Source organism: Methylobacterium sp. TK31, assembly GCF_055361545.1.
Map to the genome: position 1 here is coordinate 2,251,402 of NZ_CM143964.1, position 18,408 is coordinate 2,269,809.

9 protein-coding genes and 5 pseudogenes are annotated in these 18,408 nt (G+C 58.9%); 4 read left to right on the plus strand and 10 right to left on the minus strand.

Annotation, left to right across the window (positions count from 1 at the left end):
* Positions 1-167 precede the first annotated feature (167 nt).
* The 3 genes and pseudogenes from ACXJY8_RS10335 to ACXJY8_RS10345 all read right to left on the minus strand — a co-directional run bounded on the left by ACXJY8_RS10335 (position 168) and on the right by ACXJY8_RS10345 (position 3,408).
* Positions 168-1,116, minus strand: a pseudogene (locus ACXJY8_RS10335) (DDE-type integrase/transposase/recombinase).
* 181 nt (positions 1,117-1,297) lie between these two features.
* Complete coding sequence (locus tag ACXJY8_RS10340; protein WP_463779635.1) at positions 1,298-2,632, minus strand: IS1182 family transposase; 1,335 nt, start codon at positions 2,630-2,632, stop codon at positions 1,298-1,300.
* Between the two features lie 56 nt (positions 2,633-2,688).
* Positions 2,689-3,408 carry an ABC transporter permease gene (locus ACXJY8_RS10345; RefSeq protein ID WP_463779637.1) on the minus strand — a complete coding sequence of 240 codons (720 nt, stop codon included), beginning with the start codon at positions 3,406-3,408 and terminating at the stop codon, positions 2,689-2,691.
* A 322-nt stretch (positions 3,409-3,730) separates the two neighbouring features.
* Between ACXJY8_RS10345 and ACXJY8_RS10350 the strand changes: the two are divergent.
* The 3 genes and pseudogenes from ACXJY8_RS10350 to ACXJY8_RS10360 all read left to right on the plus strand — a co-directional run.
* Positions 3,731-5,266: pseudogene (locus ACXJY8_RS10350) on the plus strand (ISL3 family transposase); the annotation flags it as partial.
* A gap of 329 nt (positions 5,267-5,595) precedes the next feature.
* Positions 5,596-6,666, plus strand: a pseudogene (locus ACXJY8_RS10355) (IS630 family transposase).
* A gap of 89 nt (positions 6,667-6,755) precedes the next feature.
* Positions 6,756-7,813, plus strand: a protein-coding gene (locus ACXJY8_RS10360; protein WP_463771523.1) for an IS630 family transposase whose coding sequence is annotated in 2 segments (ribosomal slippage) — positions 6,756-7,248 and positions 7,248-7,813 — 1,059 coding nt in all. Because the reading frame shifts where the segments join, the coding sequence is not laid out codon by codon here.
* Between the two features lie 20 nt (positions 7,814-7,833).
* Here ACXJY8_RS10360 and istB read toward each other — a convergent pair.
* Both istB and istA read right to left on the minus strand, forming a co-directional pair.
* Positions 7,834-8,580, minus strand: coding sequence for an IS21-like element helper ATPase IstB (gene istB, locus ACXJY8_RS10365; protein WP_463779640.1), 747 nt, complete (start codon positions 8,578-8,580; stop codon positions 7,834-7,836).
* Positions 8,577-10,076 (minus strand): IS21 family transposase, encoded by a 1,500-nt coding sequence (gene istA, locus ACXJY8_RS10370; protein WP_463779642.1) that lies wholly within the window; start codon positions 10,074-10,076, stop codon positions 8,577-8,579. Before istA ends, istB begins: the two co-directional genes overlap by 4 nt.
* A 337-nt stretch (positions 10,077-10,413) precedes the next feature.
* On the opposite strand from istA, the pseudogene ACXJY8_RS10375 reads away from it, so the two are divergent.
* Positions 10,414-10,687 (plus strand): annotated as a pseudogene (locus ACXJY8_RS10375) (transposase); the annotation flags it as partial.
* 262 nt (positions 10,688-10,949) lie between these two features.
* Here the strand turns inward: ACXJY8_RS10375 and ACXJY8_RS10380 are convergent.
* The 5 genes and pseudogenes from ACXJY8_RS10380 to ACXJY8_RS10400 form a co-directional block, all read right to left on the minus strand.
* Positions 10,950-11,988, minus strand: a pseudogene (locus ACXJY8_RS10380) (IS110 family RNA-guided transposase).
* Positions 11,989-12,367: 379 nt separating this feature from the next.
* Positions 12,368-14,317 (minus strand): glycosyltransferase 61 family protein, encoded by a 1,950-nt coding sequence (locus ACXJY8_RS10385; RefSeq protein WP_463779644.1) that lies wholly within the window; start codon positions 14,315-14,317, stop codon positions 12,368-12,370.
* A 27-nt stretch (positions 14,318-14,344) separates the two neighbouring features.
* On the minus strand, positions 14,345-16,171 hold the full coding sequence (glmS, locus tag ACXJY8_RS10390; protein ID WP_463779646.1) for a glutamine--fructose-6-phosphate transaminase (isomerizing): 1,827 nt from the start codon (positions 16,169-16,171) through the stop codon (positions 14,345-14,347).
* Between the two features lies 1 nt (position 16,172).
* Positions 16,173-17,483, minus strand: a complete 1,311-nt coding sequence (locus tag ACXJY8_RS10395; RefSeq protein ID WP_463779648.1) for a hypothetical protein — start codon at positions 17,481-17,483, stop codon at positions 16,173-16,175.
* 46 nt (positions 17,484-17,529) lie between these two features.
* Positions 17,530-18,390 (minus strand): glycosyltransferase family 2 protein, encoded by an 861-nt coding sequence (locus ACXJY8_RS10400; RefSeq protein WP_463779650.1) that lies wholly within the window; start codon positions 18,388-18,390, stop codon positions 17,530-17,532.
* Positions 18,391-18,408: the final 18 nt, after the last annotated feature.

Here is an 18,408-nt window from a genome sequence, read left to right on the forward strand (position 1 = left end):
TCCCTGCATGCAAGGGCCAAACTCTTGCCCTGGGCCGTCTGCACCTTAATTTGACGCAGCTTGAGCACGACCTGCTCCACGTTCGTCTTCTGGCCTCGCCGCATATCCAACTCCTTTGATCCTTGCTGATCCTCTCAATCAGCCCGGTCCAAAGCCAGCCGGTCAGGTCAGATGCGCAGGGCCCGTTTTATGAGACCGGAACTGGGCGGCTTGTAGGTGGCATTGGCCAATACGGGATCGGCTTCAAGACGCTGACGTAGCACCATCTCGGGCGAGAGCCCGTTGAGCACGCGCTGCCGGCGGCCATTGTAGGCGGCGTTGAAGCCGCGCAGCACGATCTCCAGGTCGGCGTGGCTGTAGAGCGTGATGCCGAGCACCTCCCTCTGCACTCGGCCGTTGAAGCGCTCGACGATGCCGTTTGTTTCGGGCGTGTAGGGACGCATCTTGCGATGCTGCACACCGTGCCGCTCGCAGGCGGCCTCGAACGCATCGGCCGTGAAGCAGGAGCCGCAGTCGGTCAGCACGTGCGTGACCTTGAACGGAAAGGCCCCAAGGGCGTCCGAGAGAAAGGCCACCGCCGAGGCGGTGGTCTCGTCGTCCTCGACGGCGAGATGCACGTAGCGGGAGGCCCGGTCGATAGCGACGTATAGGTAGCGTTTGCGCGAGACGCGGTCGCGGTCTTGCAGCTTGGGCAGGTGCTTCACGTCGACGTGGATGAAGCCGACCTCGTAATCCTTGAAGATGCCATGCGGGTTGCGGGCATTCTCTGCCGGCGACAGCCGATTGAGGCCCTCCGCCTTGAGGATACGGTAGACCGCGTCCCGGTTCAGGTGCGGCAGGAAGTGACTGACGACGAAGGTCAGTGCATCGAGAGGAAAGCTGGTGGAGCGGCGGAGCGCGCACACGATGGCGCGCTCCTTATCGCTGGCGCACCACGCGAGCTTGTGGGGGCGCGCCGAGCGGTCCTGACACGCATCGGGGCCGCGTTTGCGCCATTCGCGGATGGTCTCGGTGGGCACACCGTAGCGCTTGGCCAGCACGCCAGCCCTCGTGCGAGCGAGCGATCTTGGCACGGACAGCCGGGGTGGTGCGAGCTTGGGGGTGGATGGCGAGCATCAGCGAGCCCTCCTGACAGAATGGCAGCACCCACCGTCGAACCGCCATGCATAGACTTTGATCGCCCAACGCGCCGCATCCCAACGACGTTCCGCAACCAAGCAGCTAGGAGTCCGTCCGAGTAACGAGTTTTCGGTTCGAGATTAGGGTTGAGATCAGGGCGAGCCAGCCTGCTTCATGCTCAGCGCCCGGCCTTCGCCAGCTTCAGGAGGTTGTGGGCGGTGCAGATCATCGCCCATTCGCCGCGGACCTGATCGAGCCCGCGGAGCAGGAACTGTCGGAAGCCCCAGGCGTGTTTGATCTGCCCGAACACCGCCTCGACGACCTGCTTCCTGATGCGGTAGCGGCTCCGGCGGCCAGCCCGCTTCATCCGCGCGGCCATCGCATGCATCAGGGGCGTCTTCGTCAGCTTTCGACGACCGGCCGCATCCGCCTCGCCGTGACGCGCCCGCCCCGGAGCGAGATAGGCGGTGATTCGCCGCTGCTTCAGCGCGGCCAGGTTCGCCTCGTTGGCAAAGCCTGCATCGCCCGAGACCTCGCACGGCTTGCGCGCGAGATGAGCGCGGACGTCGTCGATGAACGGCACGAGGGCGCGGGCGTCGGCGGCATTCGTCACGAGGCGGTGCGCCACGATGATCTGATGCAAGGCATCGACGGCGATCTGTCCGTTGTAGCCCTGCACGAACCCGTCGCGGGTTGGCAGGATCCGGCTGTCCGGGTCGGTAAAGTTGCGCTGCGCCCGGTTCGGCAGACCGCAATCCTCACCGCGCAGGGGCCGACCCTGCCAGCGCATGCCCGAGGACGCACCCGGCCTGCTCTCGTCCTCGGGGTCGGGCGGATCGACCGCTTCCGCTTCTAGCGCGGCCTTCGCGGCGCGGATCGTCTCCAGCCGCCGCTGCTTGTCGGCCATCCAGTCCGGCGTCTCGTCGCCCCGTCGGTTCGCGACCTGCACCGCGTCCTCGGCCGCGTTCGCCTCGCGCGCCTGCTCCAGCCAGGCGTCGACCTCGGCGGCCAGCGCCGGCTCGACCGTCTTCATGCGTCCGTAGCTCATCGCTTTGTGGCGCGAGGCATTGGCCTTCACCTGGGTCCCGTCCACCGCCACGTAGGCGAACTGGATTAGACAGGCCGCGCGGCACAGGCGCAGCACCTGCACGAACAGGTCCGACAGGCCCACGAGGTGGCGCTTGCGGAAGTCTGCGATGGTGCGGAAGTCCAGCCGGTTCAGCCCGGTCACCGCCATGACGTTGACCCGTTCCTCGCAGGCCCGGGCGAGCTGACGTGACGAGTACAGGCCGCGGCTGTAGCCGTAGAGCAGCAGCGCCACCATCATCCCCGGATGGTAGGGCGGGTAGCCGCGCTCCTCGGTGTAGGCGTCGAGGGTGGCCGAGAGGTCGAGCGCTTCCTGCACCGTGTCGCGAACGAAGTGCGCCATGTGCCCGGGCGGCACGAACTCGTGCAGCGAGGGCGGCAGCAACCAGCCCTGATCCACATTCCAGGAGCGAAACACCTTAGCCATGAGCCGAGTGAATCACCCTCTGACCTCGCCGTCGAGAGGATTACTTGGACGGGCTCCTAGACGTACCGTCGCAGAATGAATCGCTCCATGAGCAGGCCAAACCAAACTGAGCCAAATCCCCAGCCAAGAACATATGTGTAATCGACAGTAACCCCAAGTTGAGAATTATATGCAAGTCTTACCCATTCTACGATTTGAACAATTGGACTCCATTTTAAAATGCTGTATATTTCCTCTGGAAACATGTGTGGCAAAAAGAAAACGCCTGAAGTCATATAGAGCAGGATAGTAATGATAATGTATCCCCACAGCCACCCTGGAAAGACTGACATAATAGCCATATTGATCGCTCCCATTCCAAGCCCCAAGAGAAGCGCTATTATATAGCCGCCAATCGCCATTGCTGGTTCTTCTGGCGTAGGATCAACTCCCATCGCAAGTAGAATGCAGCCTATAATGATTAACCCTTGAAAGCCCTTTATCGTTTCCACAAGAAATCTGGCTGCCATAATGTCAAAGGCTTTTACCTGAGGGTAATACATAAGTGGTCGATTTACCAGCATGGCCTTCATTGCTTCACGTGATGTATACTGAAAAACTAGTACTGGAACTGCGCCAGTTGCAACAAACAAAACAGCATCATTGCCCATCGGCGAAGGTATGCCCCGGAAGAGCATAATCCCAACCATCAAAAAGATATGCGCAACGGGCCAGAGAACGACAACGACATATCCCCAATATGACCCTCCGAAGCGGGTACGCATGTCACGCAGCATCAAGGCTCGAATGACATTCGCGTACACTTCGAATTCGCGTCGTCTGACCGGCGCCTCGGAGGCAGGGGGTAGCATTCTCAATCTCGCTATCAAGGCCGATGGCAGTGTCCTAGAGCGTCTTATGGTCAAAAGTGCGGTTGTAGAGCTATCCCGGAACACCCTCGTTATGGGCTGTCCAAAAAGTCATATGGCGCATCCAGGCCGTCGTGGCCTGTCCCCTAGAAAGTGGCTCTTAGCCAAGTTTCGTGGATTGGGTCGGTGGGAGGATGCCGGGGGGTGGGTAGCTCCTAGCTGAACCGGGCAGGGATTCTCAGATCAGAGCATGACCCTTCTCTGTCAAATCCCCGGTTGTCGCCTTCTCCACGTCACGCGTGAGGATAGCACCACCCTTCGCATTGCTGCTCAGGCGAAGCGCGATCATGCCCGTTGCCCACATTGTCGTACTGTCAGCCGGTCAGTGCATAGTCGCTATCACCGGCGTCCCACCGACCTGCCGACGAGCGGTCAGGAGGTGCGTCTGGTCCTGACGATCCAACGTTTCTACTGCCACGATCCTGCTTGCGTGCGTCGGACCTTTGCCGTGCGTCTGCCTCGCCTCGTCGACCGCTACGCTCAGAGGACCCGCTGGCTGGCCGATGCTCAGGTTCGAACCGCGCTGGCGCTCGGTGCCACACCCGCCGCCCGGCTGCTGCCGCACTTGGCGATGCCGACCAGTGCCACGACGCTGCTGCGGGGCATCCGCGAACGGCCGCTGCCGACCGGATACAAACCAATCGTCGTCGGTGTCGACGACTGGGCCCTGCGCAAGGGCCGAACCTATGGCACCATTCTGGTCGATCTCGAACGCCGACGTCCCATCGACCTACTGCCGGATCGTTCGGCCTCGACGCTGGCGGCTCCGCTCCGTCGAGACCCGCAGATCCAGGTCGTGGCACGGGATCGCTCGACCGAATATGCGCGTTGGACCGCCATGGGTGCGCCCGATCCCGTACAGGTCGCGGACCGTTGGCACCTCCTGCTCAATACCCGAGAGATGGTCGAGCGCTGGCTCGCCCGTGTCCATCCGCGTCTGGAGCTGTTGCCGGCCGTGGCCCCGTCATCGCTATCGATCCAGCGCGTCATGGCCTACCCACGCGCACCGGCCGAGATGCGCGCGCGGGCCGCGGCCAGCGGTCGATGGGAAGCGGCCTATGACGACGTGCGTCGCCGCTATGCGGAAGGACACTCGCTTCGGCGCATCAATTGCGAGACCGGCTTGGCCCGAACCACGGTGCGCAAGTACGCCTTCGCCGCGAGCTTCCCCCGGAACGGCATGCGCGAGCCAAAGCCGAGCATGCTCGATCCTTATCTCGGGCATCTTCATATCCGCCTCGACGAGGGCTGCGAGAACGCGGCGCAACTCTGGCGCGAGCTTCAGGATCTTGGCGTCGGTGGCACCTCGAAGCAGGTGCGTCTCTGGTTGTCTGAGCGGCGCGTAGGCCCGGCCAAAAAAATTATCCGGTCGTCGCTAGCACCGCTTGATCTCAGTGTTGCGACCTCGACCGCCTCACCCCTGGTTTCCTCCAAGCAACTGTCCTGGCATCTCCTACGTGAGCCCGAAGACCTCGATCCCGAGGCAGCCGCCGTCGTCGCGCGCGTTCTGCAGGATATCGAGGCAGCCAAGGTCGTCGATATCGGCCGCCGGTTCTGCCAGATCGTTCGGAGCCGCTGTGGCCAGCAGCCGTCGGGACAATCGGATGTCAAGGCGTTCGATGAATGGCTGGGCGACGCGCAAATCTGCGGCGTCCGCATCGTAGAGAACTTCGCTATCAGCCTCGGTCAGGACGGAGACGCCGTCCGGGCTGCGCTGATGCTGCCTTGAAGCAGTGGCCAGTGTGAAAGGGCGAACCAATTCCAGGCCGCTGCGACGGAGTAAAACCAGGCCAGTGTCGGCCCGCAGCTTGAACGCTGAAGGGGCCCGATCGGGCCCCTTCAGCGTTCGTCGCCGATCATGAGGTTCAGGTCGGCAGGAGCTCGCTCGTCTTGGGATCCTGGGCGTCGGTTGTGGCCTGGTTTTGCTCCGCCCTATCATCGGCGCGGCCGCGGCGGCTCCGAGAAGATTTGAGGCGGTAGCTGTCGCCGTTCAAGCCTAGTGGAGTGACGCGGACAGAGGATTCACGCGTACGATGAGACGTGCGAGTCTGGGCGATGGCTCAGACGGTATGCGTGCTCCTCGATGCGACCGGCGCGGCACGGCTGGCTGCGATTACAAGCGACCGCTCCCGCCCGCTCAAACACACCCAGCGCGCCCGCATCGTCCTGCTCTCGGTCGAGCGCTTGAGTGTTCAAGACGTCGCTCGGCGGGCGGGCGTCAGCCGCCCGGCCGTATGGCGCTGGCAGCGGCGCTACGCCGAGGCAGGCGTCGAAGGTCTGTTGCGCGACAAGACGCGTCCGCCCGGCACGCCGCCCCATTCGACCGAGACGGTGGCCGAGGTGCTGGCGCTAACCTGCTCGGAGCCGCCGGGCGAGGTCACGCACTGGACCGGCCGTGCCGTGGCCCGCGCTGTCGGGATCTCGTTGCGCGCCGTGCAACGGATCTGGGACGCTCGCCGCCTCCAGCCGCATTGACTGCGCACGTTCAAGCGCTCGCGCGACCCAGCCTTCGCCGCCAAGGTCGAGGATGTCGTCGGCCTCTACATGGCCCCACCCGCCCACGCGGTGGTGCTGTCCCTCGATGAGAAGAGCCAGATCCAGGCGCTGGAGCGGACCCGCCCCGACCGTCCGCTCGCCTCAGGCCATCCCGTCGCCCAGACCCACGACTATACTCGTCACGGCACCACGACGCTGTTTGCCGCCCTCGACGTCCTGGCGGGCACCGTGCTCGGCCGCTGCATGCAGCGCCACCGGAACGGGGAGTTCATCCGGTTCCTCAACGCCGTCGAGGCCACTGTCCCGCCCGGCAAGGCGATCCACGCGATCCTCGACAACGTCGCCACCCACAAACATCCGAAGGTGCGCGCTTGGCTCGCCCGGCACCCGCGCTGGACCTTCCACTTCACTCCGACCTCAGCCTCCTGGCTCAACGCCGTTGAGGGCTTCTTCTCAGCACTGACCCGTCGTCGGCTGCGGCGAGGCTCCTTCACCGGCGTCGTCGACCTGCAGGTGGCGATCAAACGCTACATCGCCGAGCACAACCGGAACGCCAAACCCTTCGTCTGGACCAAGCCAGCCACCGACATCCTTGCCGCCGTCAGCCGATCCCCTGAACCATCCGTCTGATACCAACCCTCATTGATCGGGACTCACGGGGTAGCCTCCCTGGCTGAGTGGTGATTCTGTCTTCGGGTTTGGAGCCTGAGGAGGATGTCATGTCTGCTCCGGTGCTGCTGCGGCGGGACTTCGACGCCGAGGGCCTGCGCGCCTTGGCCAAGGCCGCGCGCGATCCTGCCCAGACCCGGCGCCTGCTGGCTTTGTCGGCGATCTACGCGGGCGGCTCACGCTCGACCGCTGCCGCGCTTGGCGGGGTCGGGCTGCAGACGGTGCGGGACTGGGTGGTGGCGTTCAACGCGCACGGTCCGGACGGGCTGATCGGCGGCAAGGCCCCTGGCGCCCGCCCGCGCCTGAGCATCGAGCAGCGGGAGGTGCTGCGTACCCTGGTCGAGCAGGGGCCGATGCCGGCCACCCACGGGGTAGTGCGTTGGCGCTTGTGCGATCTGGCCCAGATCCTGTGCGAGGATCACGGCGTGTCGGTGTCCGAGCAGACCCTGAGCCGGGTCTTGCGGGGGATGGGTTACCGCAAACTCTCGGCCCGTCCGCGCCATCACGCTCAAGCTCCGGACGCGATCCCCGCTTTTAAAAAGCCTTCCCCGCCCGCATGGCGGAGATCGCGCGGGCCGTCGGCGGCAAGCCGATAGAGGTCTGGTTCGCCGACGAGGCTCGGGTCGGCCAGAAGAACACGATCACCCGGCGCTGGACCAAGCGCGGCACGCGCCCCTCAGCCCCGAAGGACCAGCGCACCGCCTCCGCCTACATCTTCGGCGCCATCTGCCCGGCACGGGGAACGGGCGCCGGTCTCGTCATGCCCCGCTGCACCACCGAGGCGATGGCCCTGCACCTCGAAGAGATCGCCCAGGCCGTCGCCCCTGGTGCGCACGCCGTCCTGCTGCTTGATCAGGCCGGCTGGCACACGACGAAGAACCTCGCAGTGCCCGGCAACATCACCCTGCTGCCGTTGCCGGCCCGTTCCCCCGAACTCAACCCGGTCGAGAACCTCTGGCAGTTCATGCGCGACAACTGGCTCGGCAATCGAACCTTCACATCCTACGCCGACATCCTCGACCACTGCTGCCACGCCTGGAACACCCTCATCGACCGACCCGGGCGCATCATGTCGATCGGACGCCGCGAATGGGCCTATGGGTTCTGATCAATGAGAATTGGTATGAGTCAGTGCACTAGGATGCTGACGTGATGGGTCAGCCGATCGAGCAGCGCGCCGGTGAGGCGCTCCGAGCCCAGAACTGAGGTCCAATCCTCAAAAGGCAGGTTCGAGGTCACCACGGTCGAGCCGCGCTCGTAGCGCTGAGAGAAGACCTCGAACAGCAAATCGGCCCCCGTCGGCGACAGCGGCACGTAGCCGAGTTCGTCGACGATCAGCAGCTTCACCGAAGCCAGTTCGCGCTGAAGCCGGAGCAGACGGCGCTCATGGCGGGCCTCTAGAAGCTGATTGACCAACGAGGCCGCGGTGGTGAACGCGACCGAGAAGCCCTTCTGGCAAGCTGCCAGGCCGAGAGCCAAAGCGATGTGAGTCTTGCCGGGGCCGGAGTTGCCGAGTGCGATGACGTTCTCCCGGCCGAGGATGTAGCCGGAGCGCGCCAGCTCCAGCACGAGCATCTTGTTCAGGCTCGGGATCGCGGTGAAGTCGAAGGTGTCGAGGCTCTTCACTGCCGGGAAGCGTGCCGACTGGATCCGGCGTTCGACCATGCGCCGTTCGCGATCGATGAGTTTTAGCTCGACCAGCCGGAGCAGGTAGCGCGGGTGGTCGATGCCGCCCTGGGCGCACTCACGGGCAACCTTGTCGTACTCGCGCAGCACTACGGGCAGCTTCAGCTGCTCGAGGTGGTGGGCGAGCAGGATCCCCGGCGTGCCGCCGGTGGTGCCGCCCGGCATCGTTTCGTCACGCGCCGCGCTCATGCCGCCACCTCCGGTACCAGCACCGCGTGGTCGGCTGCCACGGTCGTCCTCACCGCGGTCCTGGGCAGATGCGGATAGGCCGCCAGGTCGAGCCGGGGCGGTCGTCGCTCCAACCGGGCCAGCGCAATCAGCTTGACCGCGTCGAAGCCGATCGCTCCGAGCCGGATCGCGTCGGTGACGGCCAAGGCCACGACGTCCTTGGGCATCGCCTCCATCAGACGCAGCACCTGGATGAACTCGAGCTTGCCGCGGTTGCCCATGCCCGCCTCCGGGAGGTAGCGCAGGTGCTGGAATGCCTCGGGCAGATCCCAGCCCTGGAGCGCGGCAGCTTGGTCGAGAGCGTTCGGTTTGGTCTCGATTAGCGTGAGGTAATGCAGCGGATCGGACACAAACATGCCCGTGCCGTAGCTGCGCGGGTGCCGGGCGATCTCGATCCCTGCACACAGGACCACGACCTCCTCGACGAAGCCCTTCACCAGCACGTCCCGGAAGCCGTAGGCGGTCGGCACCGAGTAATCGTTGCAGCGGTAGCGAACCAGCGCGGTCGAGGAGACGCGCCCGGCCCGCTTCTCGCACGGCTCCAGCGGCACTGCCGGCAGGGAACGCAGGACGCCACGATCGGCGACCAGCCGCTTGCCAATGCTCTCGGCATGCTGTCCGGCCCGCTTATCCTGCCGAGCCTGACAGCGTCGCTCTAGATCGGCGTTCAGCGCCTCGAAGGAGGCCGCCTCCGGGGCCGGGGTCATGAAGTTGGACCGGGCGTACTTGACCGGCCCTTCGACCTTGCCCTGGTCGTTGCCTTTACCCGGGCGGCCAAAGTGGTCCCGGAACAGGTAATGGCTCACCAGCTCGGTGAAGGCGCGGGTGCGCTCGCGTCGGCCGTCGCCGCAGATCTTGGCGACCGCAATCTTGGTGTTGTCGTAGAAAATCGACAGTGGCACGACGTCGAAGAACTTGAATGCGGCGAAATGCCCGTTGAGAAAAGTCTCCGAGGTCTCCCGCGGATACGCCTTCACGAAGCAGGCGTCGGAGTGTGGCAGGTCCATGCAGAAGAAGTGGATCTTCTGACGAACGCCACCGATGCTGGCAGCCGCCTCGCCGAAGTCGACCTGCGCGTGACCCGGCGGGTGCGCCAACGGCGCGAAGGTCTCTCGCCCACTCGCGCGTGCAATCCGGACGTAGTCCTTCACCACCGTATAGCCGCCCGCATAGCCGTGCTCGTCGCGCAGACGCTCGAAGATCCGCTTAGCCGTGTGCCGTTGCTTGATGGGTACGATCCGGTCCGCCTCCAGAATCGCATCGATCACCTGTAGCAGCGGACCCAGCTTCGGCTTCTCGACCGGCTTTGTGCGCGTGTTGCCCGGCGGCAGTGAGAACCGGCACATCTTGGCAATCGTCTCGCGGCTCAGCCCGAAGACCCGGGCTGCCTCACGACGAGAGTTGCCAGCATTGAATACGAACTGCCGAACGGCCGCGTAGACTTTCACGGCAAACATCCTGGGCCCCTCCCGCAAGAGAAGCCTCTCAAACTGGCCGGCTTTTACCCCGGCCGCATCAGCACCCCGCCGACGCTCCAGTGGATGGTTTTGTCACCGCCCTGCACACGACGGACGACACCCCGAAGTGAGACAGGCCTCCAAAGCCGATGCGCCTTCCGAGCGCGCAGGTATGATCTGCCACTCACCTCGCGGACTCCATCGAGGCCAGCGGTCAATGACTGCGCCTAAAGGCCGGACATATGACTGCACCGTTCTCGATGGGGATCTGTTGCTGGGCGCTCTTGTCCGCAGGGCCGTTCCACACATGGCTTTGAGCCATGTGAAGGATGTCATCATGGGACAGAAGAAGCATACGGCTCAAGAGATTGTCGCCAAGCTTCGTCAGGTGGATGTCTTGGTCTCGCAAGGCCGCAAGGCCGCAGAAGCAATGCGCTCCATCGAGGTCAAATATTACCGCTGGCGTTCCGAGTACGGTGGCCTGAAGGGGGGATCAGGTCAAGCGGTTGAAGTCTCTGGAGACCGAGAACCAGCGGCTGCGCAAGACGATTGCAGACCTTACGCTCAAAAAGCTGATCCCCAAGGAGGCGGCCTCGGGAAACATGTTCTCTTTTTAGGGTTAATGGGTCAATTCCCCTAGGTGTGCATCCTATATCAGCGCGTGAATGGTCCTGCGGAGCTCTTGCTTCTCTCAGAGGTCGGCCCGTGCCGCCTCATGATGGGATCAGAGGGAGTGGGCGGAGCGGCTCTCAAGCCGCGCGTTCGGCAGAACCGACGCTCGAGTTTCCTCGGTCTCACCCGCTCCCGTCGTCCCCACAGGGATCTCCTCCACGCCGGAGGAGCTCGGTGTTACGTTATGCTGGTGTGCGGGCCTCAGGCCGCCGTGGTGGTCGCGACCGACCAGCGGAAGTCCGTCTCGTCGCGCCACATGCGGTGCAGCACAATCGCCAGCTTGCGGGCAACGGCGACCAGCGCCTTCTGCATGCCTCGGCGCTTGGCGACAGCCAGCCCCCAGACCTTCAGCCAGGACCATCGCCCGCGCGGGCCCGTCAGCAGCACGAGCGCCGCCTCATAGAGGGCGGCGCGCATCATCGTGTCCCCGCACTGCGAGACCCGCCCTACCCGCATCGCCTCACCGGACTGGTACAGCCGCGGCGTTAGACCGTAATGGCCCCAACGCATTGCGAGCGCCGGAACCGCGCGGGGTTGTCGACGCAGGTGCAATAGGTCAGCGCCACGATCGGCCCGACGCCAGCCGCGGTCATCAGGCACCGGCAGATCGGCACGGATCTGGTCCAGCAGCATCTTGTGCAGCTTGGCGAGTTGGGTCCGCAGCGCGGAGCGTGCCTCCAGCAGCGGCAGGACCGCGGCCGCGACGAACGGCAGATCGAGCACGAGGTCGCGCACGCGCTGCTTGAACCCGGCAGCCCCCACGATGCCGACCTTGAGGCCGAAGTTGCGCAACTGGCCGCGTAGGTCGCTCTCGATGTCGTAGGCCTTGCGCTGCAGGAGCTTGCACGAGGTCAGGAGCAGGCGGCGTTGCTGGCTGGCCGGCGTCTTGACGTGAACCGGCTTGAACAGGCCGACGCGCATCATCTGGGCGATGCCCATGGCGTCGTTGCGGTCGGTCTTGTTGATGCGCGCCAAGAGGGCAACGTGCATGTGACGGGTCTCAACGCAGATCGCCGGGAGCCCTGCCTCGACCAGGCCGGCATAGAACCACGGTGAGAGCAGCCCCGCTTCGAGGCCGACACGAGCGTAGCTGTGGCCGAGGCCGATCAGATGTTTTGCCGATCACCTCGGGATGGCTCTCGACGGTGGCGCGGTGCACGACCTTGCCGTGGGAATCGACGATGCAGAGCGCGGTCTCCTTCACAGAGACATTAAGGCCGACGTGGTGCTGCTGACTCATGGCAAGGCTTCGGGGTTGGTCCGAAGCACCATCATGCCGCTTCCGCCGCGCGAGGCACCCCAAATAGCTCGTCTGAGCTCGGCTCGCCGCAGGGCGTGTGTCGACTACGTCGTTGCCGAGCATGGCTAATCGGAACGCTTCGCCTGCCATGTCCTGGACCAGCAACCGGAGGTTCGGAAATTCATAAAGTTCCGCAGTAAGGCGCCCATGCCCGCCGGTAAGGCAGGGTGGAGGCTGTGTCATCCTCCACCCCGGAATGTGTAACTTCAAAGGGTATTATCGCTCGATGAGCAACTAAAATGGCTTGAGACTCGCCATCTTAGACGCAAACAACAAATATCTAGATTGGAGACATATTATTTTCTACATTACATAAGTATTATTCTGCCACATAAGATGAGTAAGCATCAGGCAGGCGATTATTGATCACAACGTTACTCTCCTCGACGTTAGGGTTTTTGTAGATAAAAACTTGATTGTGGTAAAACTGAATTGAGGTTATGTTTCGATCAAAATAGGTCGGAACATAGTCGGGATTTTCAAATTCCTTGTAATTTAACCCGTCTGACAAACTCTTAAAGAAGCCCATTGATGTGTTTTTATTGTCCAAATCTATAGAAGACCCGCCAAAAACCTTCTTCCAATAAGAAGTCTGAATATCCTCGACCGCATATATTCCCCCGGTTTTCAAAAGCGGAAAAAGGCAGGCAAAGGACGATAATACGTGACTATTCATGTGGCTACCATCATCTATGATTATATCGAACGGACCTAGATCAGCATCTATTTGTTTCAACAGCATGTGATCATCTTGACTGCCTCGGTAAGTAACAATTCGCTCCTCCTGATGGTTAGATTTATCATAGTAATCTAATCCAACGATGAGTCCTTTTGGAAAGTATTCTTTCCACATTCTCAGAGATTCACCGCCGGCTTTCGGGTTGTCATATCCGCCGATACCAATTTCGAGAATCTTCACTTTCTGATCGCGATATTTTTTGAAATGCAAATCATAATTATCTGCGTAATTATGTGCTCCTTGTTTATCAGTCTTATGTTTCATCGCAATGACTTTTAAGGATCGGATATCTCCCATTTGCGGTAGAAACTCAGAGGAAATGTCTTTACTCAAGAATTCATGTTTGTATATCAGCTTAATCAAAGGTTCAATCTGTTCGACAATAAGTTGAATGTCGTAGAAAGGATCGTACTTCAGGCCGCCTTCGGAGCGAAGAACGCCTTCAACAAATGTAGGCTCAGACGGCTTTGCCTCAGGAATTATAATCGGAAGCCAATAACAGTGGCGAACCGCGCAAAGATTTCTCACCCAAACATTGCCGTCGAATGAACTTGGCATTATTTCAACTATGACAGCTGCTGGCGAGCAATATGCTACATTCGCGAATCCCGCACCTGTCGCTCCAACTATTATTTTTGCGTTGCGAAAAATAAAAATTTGTTCCTCTACTGAATACTCGTCAGGGGAAATGATAACAAACCCAAGTTTCTTTAACTCTTCTATTAATAAATCTTCTTGCTCAAATTGCCGCAATAGCTGTCCTTTGCGTGACAAAAAAAGTTTTTCAAAGCATAAATCAGCTCTGTCCTTTACGCTAATATTATTTATCTGCATTTCGGCTAAATCTGAAACATCTGATGTTAAGTTATGCAGAAAATGGTTCATTATGTTACTATGAAATGCCGTATTTATCTTCAGTATATCCTCATCGCGTTCTAAAATTGGTACCGTGAGTTCAAGTAGGGCCAAGTGTGCTCTCTGCCAATCTTTCAGTTTGGGAAATACAAGTGGAATACGATTGGTCTCAATAAAACTCTTGTAGATACTTAAAGAAGTCAGACAGTCAATAATAAAATGGCCATAATTTGCCCGACTACCGAGTGGCATACATATGAAAGCTCGTTCTATAGTTTCTATTGATTCCGGAGGATTAAATTCCGCTTCGCCGTCCGCAATCGAGAAGCCTGGAAGTTGAGCTTTTGTTGGAGTTACCCAACGTGCTTCTTCGAAGCTTTCTTTGTAGACATCACCATTCTCAGAGATAATAACTCCGAAATTTGGCATGAAGTAAACGTCCGAAGTTTTGAATAAGCAAACTGGACTTCGATTTATCTCTTCGTACTTTTTATCAGTTTTAAAAACTATATTTTTGAAATATTCTTTGAACGGAGAACTTACAAAAGAGTCACTCATATAGGCAGTAGATTTATACGAATTGAAAAACGCACCTGTTATGACGTGGCTATTTAGAAGAAGATTTATTTCTGGCAGGGGCTGAAAATCAAATTCCGATACTTCCTTAGTAATCATTTGACGACTCCTATCTATTATGAATTTTTATTCCACCGTGACGGACTTGGCGAGGTTGCGCGGCTGGTCGACGTCTTTGCCCATGAAGACGGCGGTGTGGTAGGCGATGAGCTGGATCGGCACCGCGTAGACGATGGGCGCCACCACCGGGTCGAGGTCCGGCATCGTCACGGTGGCCATGGTGTCGAGGCCGGCCGCGGCCGCGCCCTTGGCGTCGCCGATCAGGATGATGCGCCCGCCGCGCGCCGCCACCTCCTGCATGTTCGAGACCGTCTTCTCGAAGATCGCGTCGTGGGGGGCGATCACGATCACCGGTACGCTCTCGTCGATGAGGGCGATGGGGCCGTGCTTGAGTTCACCCGCCGCATAACCTTCCGCGTGGATGTAGCTGATTTCCTTGAGCTTCAGGGCGCCCTCCAGCGCCATCGGGTAGCTGGTGCCGCGCCCCAGATAGAGCACGTCGCGGGCCTTGGCGACCTCGCGGGCCAGGATCTCGATCGCGCCCTCCAGCTTGGTCGCGTCAGCCATCAGGCCCGGCACGGTGATCAGCGCGTCGACGAGGCGGCGCTCCGCCTCCGGGCTCAGGGTGCCGCGCGCCCGGCCCGCATGGATGGCGAGGCACAGTAGCACCGTGAGCTGGCAGGTAAACGCCTTGGTGGAGGCGACCCCGATCTCGGGGCCGGCCAGGGTCGGCACGGTGGCGGAGGCCTCCCGCGCGATGGTGGAGGTCGGCACGTTCACCACCGCCAGGGTGTGCTGGCCCTGCGCCCTGGCGTAGCGGAGCGACGCCAGGGTGTCGGCGGTCTCGCCGGATTGCGAGATCACCAGGGTGAGCCCGTCCCGGTCCAGCGGCGGCTCGCGGTAGCGCGCCTCCGAGGCGACGTCGATCTCGACGGGCAGGCGCGCCAGGCTCTCGAACCAGTACTTGGCCACGAGCCCGGCGTAATAGGCGGTGCCGCAGGCGGTGATCGAGATTCGCGAGAGCGTGGCGAAGTCGAAGGGCAGGGCCTCGGGCAGGGCGACGCGCCCCTGGGCGAGGTCGACGTAGTGGGCCAGCGTGCGACCCACCACCTCGGGCTGCTCGTGGATCTCCTTGGCCATGAAGTGACGGTGGTTGCCCTTCTCCACCCGGAAGGCCTGGGCGACGATGCGCTGGCGCTCGCGGGTGACCGGCCGGCCGGCCTGGTCGCGGATCTCGGCGCCGTCGCGCGACAGGACCGCCCAGTCGCCCTCGTCGAGATAGGTGATCTCCTGGGTGAAGGGCGCCAGCGCCAGGGCGTCCGAGCCGAGATAGGTCTCGCCCTCGCCGTAGCCGATGGCCAGCGGCGCCCCGTGGCGGGCGCCGATCAGGAGGTCGTCGTGCCCGGCGAAGACGAAGCCCAGCGCGAACGCCCCGTGCAGGCGCGGCAGGCAGGCGGCCACCGCCTCGACGGGGCCGAGGCCCTGGTCCATGGCGTGGCTGACGAGCTGGGCCACCACCTCGGTGTCGGTCTCGCTCTCGAAGCGCACGCCCTGCGCCTGGAGCTCGGCCTTCAGCGCGCGGAAATTCTCGATGATGCCGTTATGGACCACCGCGAGCCGGGCGGTGGCGTGCGGGTGGGCGTTGGTCTCGTTGGGGCGCCCGTGCGTTGCCCAGCGGGTGTGGCCGATGCCGATGCTGCCGCCGAGCGGCGCGTCGCGCAGGCGCATCTCGAGGTTGCCGAGCTTGCCCTCAGCCCGCCGGCGTTCCAGGTGCCCCCGCGTCAGGGTGGCGATGCCGGCCGAGTCGTAGCCGCGATATTCGAGCCGGCGCAGGGCTTCCACCAGCTGCCCGGCCACGGCGTCCCGTCCGACGATACCAACGATTCCGCACATACTAATTAACGCCCTTGGAATACTGAAGAATTTGAGAGCTAAATGATTCATGGATTCTTAAGCGGTAGATTTCCCCTTCCTTCGATTTAACGAGGTATACTGCAAAATCATCATTACTGATATCAAAACTTACGGTCGGAATAGTGAACTCAAAGCCATACTCTAGTCCATCAGTTTTCAAAACTTCATTCACATCCGGCCTTGAGTATCTTTCAGGTTGGAGGATGTTTTTGCCAGATTTACTGCAGAAAAAAATAAATGACTGATGATATGGAGATGAAAAGTTATCTACCCAACCTTTTATAACCGTATTCTGTCCATGGACCTCAAACGAATCAACATATCCAGCCAAATCATCCTTACATTCGGATGCTTCCTCCAGTATTTTAAACGCGAAAAATGCTCCGATCTGTTCGTTTATTCTATACGAAGAGCTAGCTACACAATTAACTTCTGGTGGTAAGTGAATTCCGAGCGGTGCAGGAGCTGGATCTGGAAGGGATTGACGTAATAACCATGTAAATTCACTTACCCGCACTTCGACTTTTGTGGATCTTTTTTTATCAAGAATTAACTCTCTCGCTTTCTCAAGCTTACTTAATCTTAAGGTCGGATCAGGAAATTGACCTTTTGCCATATTAATAGTATCAGACTCCCTACGAAAATACTCACCTACTGGAGTATCAATCATTGAAAAGTCACCCTCGTACTTGGACAAAAAGCTTATTAAAAAACTGTAGTCTTCTAAGGCAGTCATCGTTTCGTCGAACAGGACATCCTTGATATCGATTTTGCTTAAATCGATCAGAAAGCTATGAATGGGGCAAAAATTATCAACGAAAAGATCGTATTTGCTTTTACCGAAAAATTCTCTTCTTTTTGAAACAATATAAGGATTTCCAGCTAGTTTTTCATAATAAGTTGATATTATTGCTCCAAAAGAAATTGCGGCTGGAGTTTTGTCTAAACAAGAGACAAGCAACTGGTAAGCGTTGGGGTACATAATGTCATCGAAGTCTAAAAAGTGCACGTAGCGGGTTTTTACTTGTTGGATAGACAGGTTAATGAGATGTGAACGCAGATCATCCTGGTCTTCTCGGGTTGAGTTCAAAATGGATATGTTTTTCAGCGATCCAAAGATGTGACCATCTGTGAAAGATTTGATCTGATCGATCGAAGTAGGGCTAAATCTTTGTGTTGCAATAATCACATCAACGTCAACTTTCTGGCCTGATAACGAGAATAGAGCTCGTTCAAGGAACTGAATGCACTCAAGTTCATGAATTCGAATTATTGTCGTGACCACAGACATGTACTAACCTCTTTTTATCTATAATTTAGCATTCAAGATATTTTATTTACCATCGTGGCAGCGAGAAGCTAAGAAGTTGACGCCATTCTTGAATATCGTTAGACTGAAATGTTTCACGTGGTTTTTTAATGGGTGGAAGGTAATCTTTATTTGGATAATACTTCAATTCGATTAGCTGACGCTCCATTTCTGCTTGAAATTCAGGTGCCGACCATTTTGCAGATAAGTACCGTGCTGACTCAAGCATCAGCTTTTTAATCATAGCCGATTTCGATTCGGTAACATCATGAAAAAACAAAGCAGAGCTACAGGTAAAACAATTGAAGCCAGCATTTCTGACTCTCCATGACAAATCTATATCTTCGCAGTACATAAACATATTGTCATCAAACCCACCGACTAGGCTATATAATTCTTTCGAGATTAACAGACATGCGCCAGAGCACCATTGTGTCTTGCCGGTAAATGGGTCGTAGGGCTTAGGATGTTCCTTTGGAAATTGGATAGCCTCTATAAGTGCAGGCTCGTTTAAATCTATGTTAAATTCTATGAGTTTTTTTAGTGCATTAGGATGTAAAAATCCATCAGGATTTAAGCAAAGATAGTAATCAGTAGAATTTGAAAATGATCGTTGCATCATTGCGTTATGTGCAGCACCAAAACCTACATTGGAGCTTCCAGCAACATTACTCGATTTTATGCCATAATGTTGGCAAACTTGCTCTGCGTCAAACAGAGCGGAAGAATTCCACTTATAGTATATTTCGATATCAATATTATTATTTAAATTGATCAGATGAGACGACCTCGCGATCGATTCGACTGTTGTTTCGAAGCCAGCTCGATCTTGATTAAATAGAACAATACCAACGGACATCTTGAATGATTTAGGAAGTTTTTCTATCATTTTGTGTCTCTTTTTTTG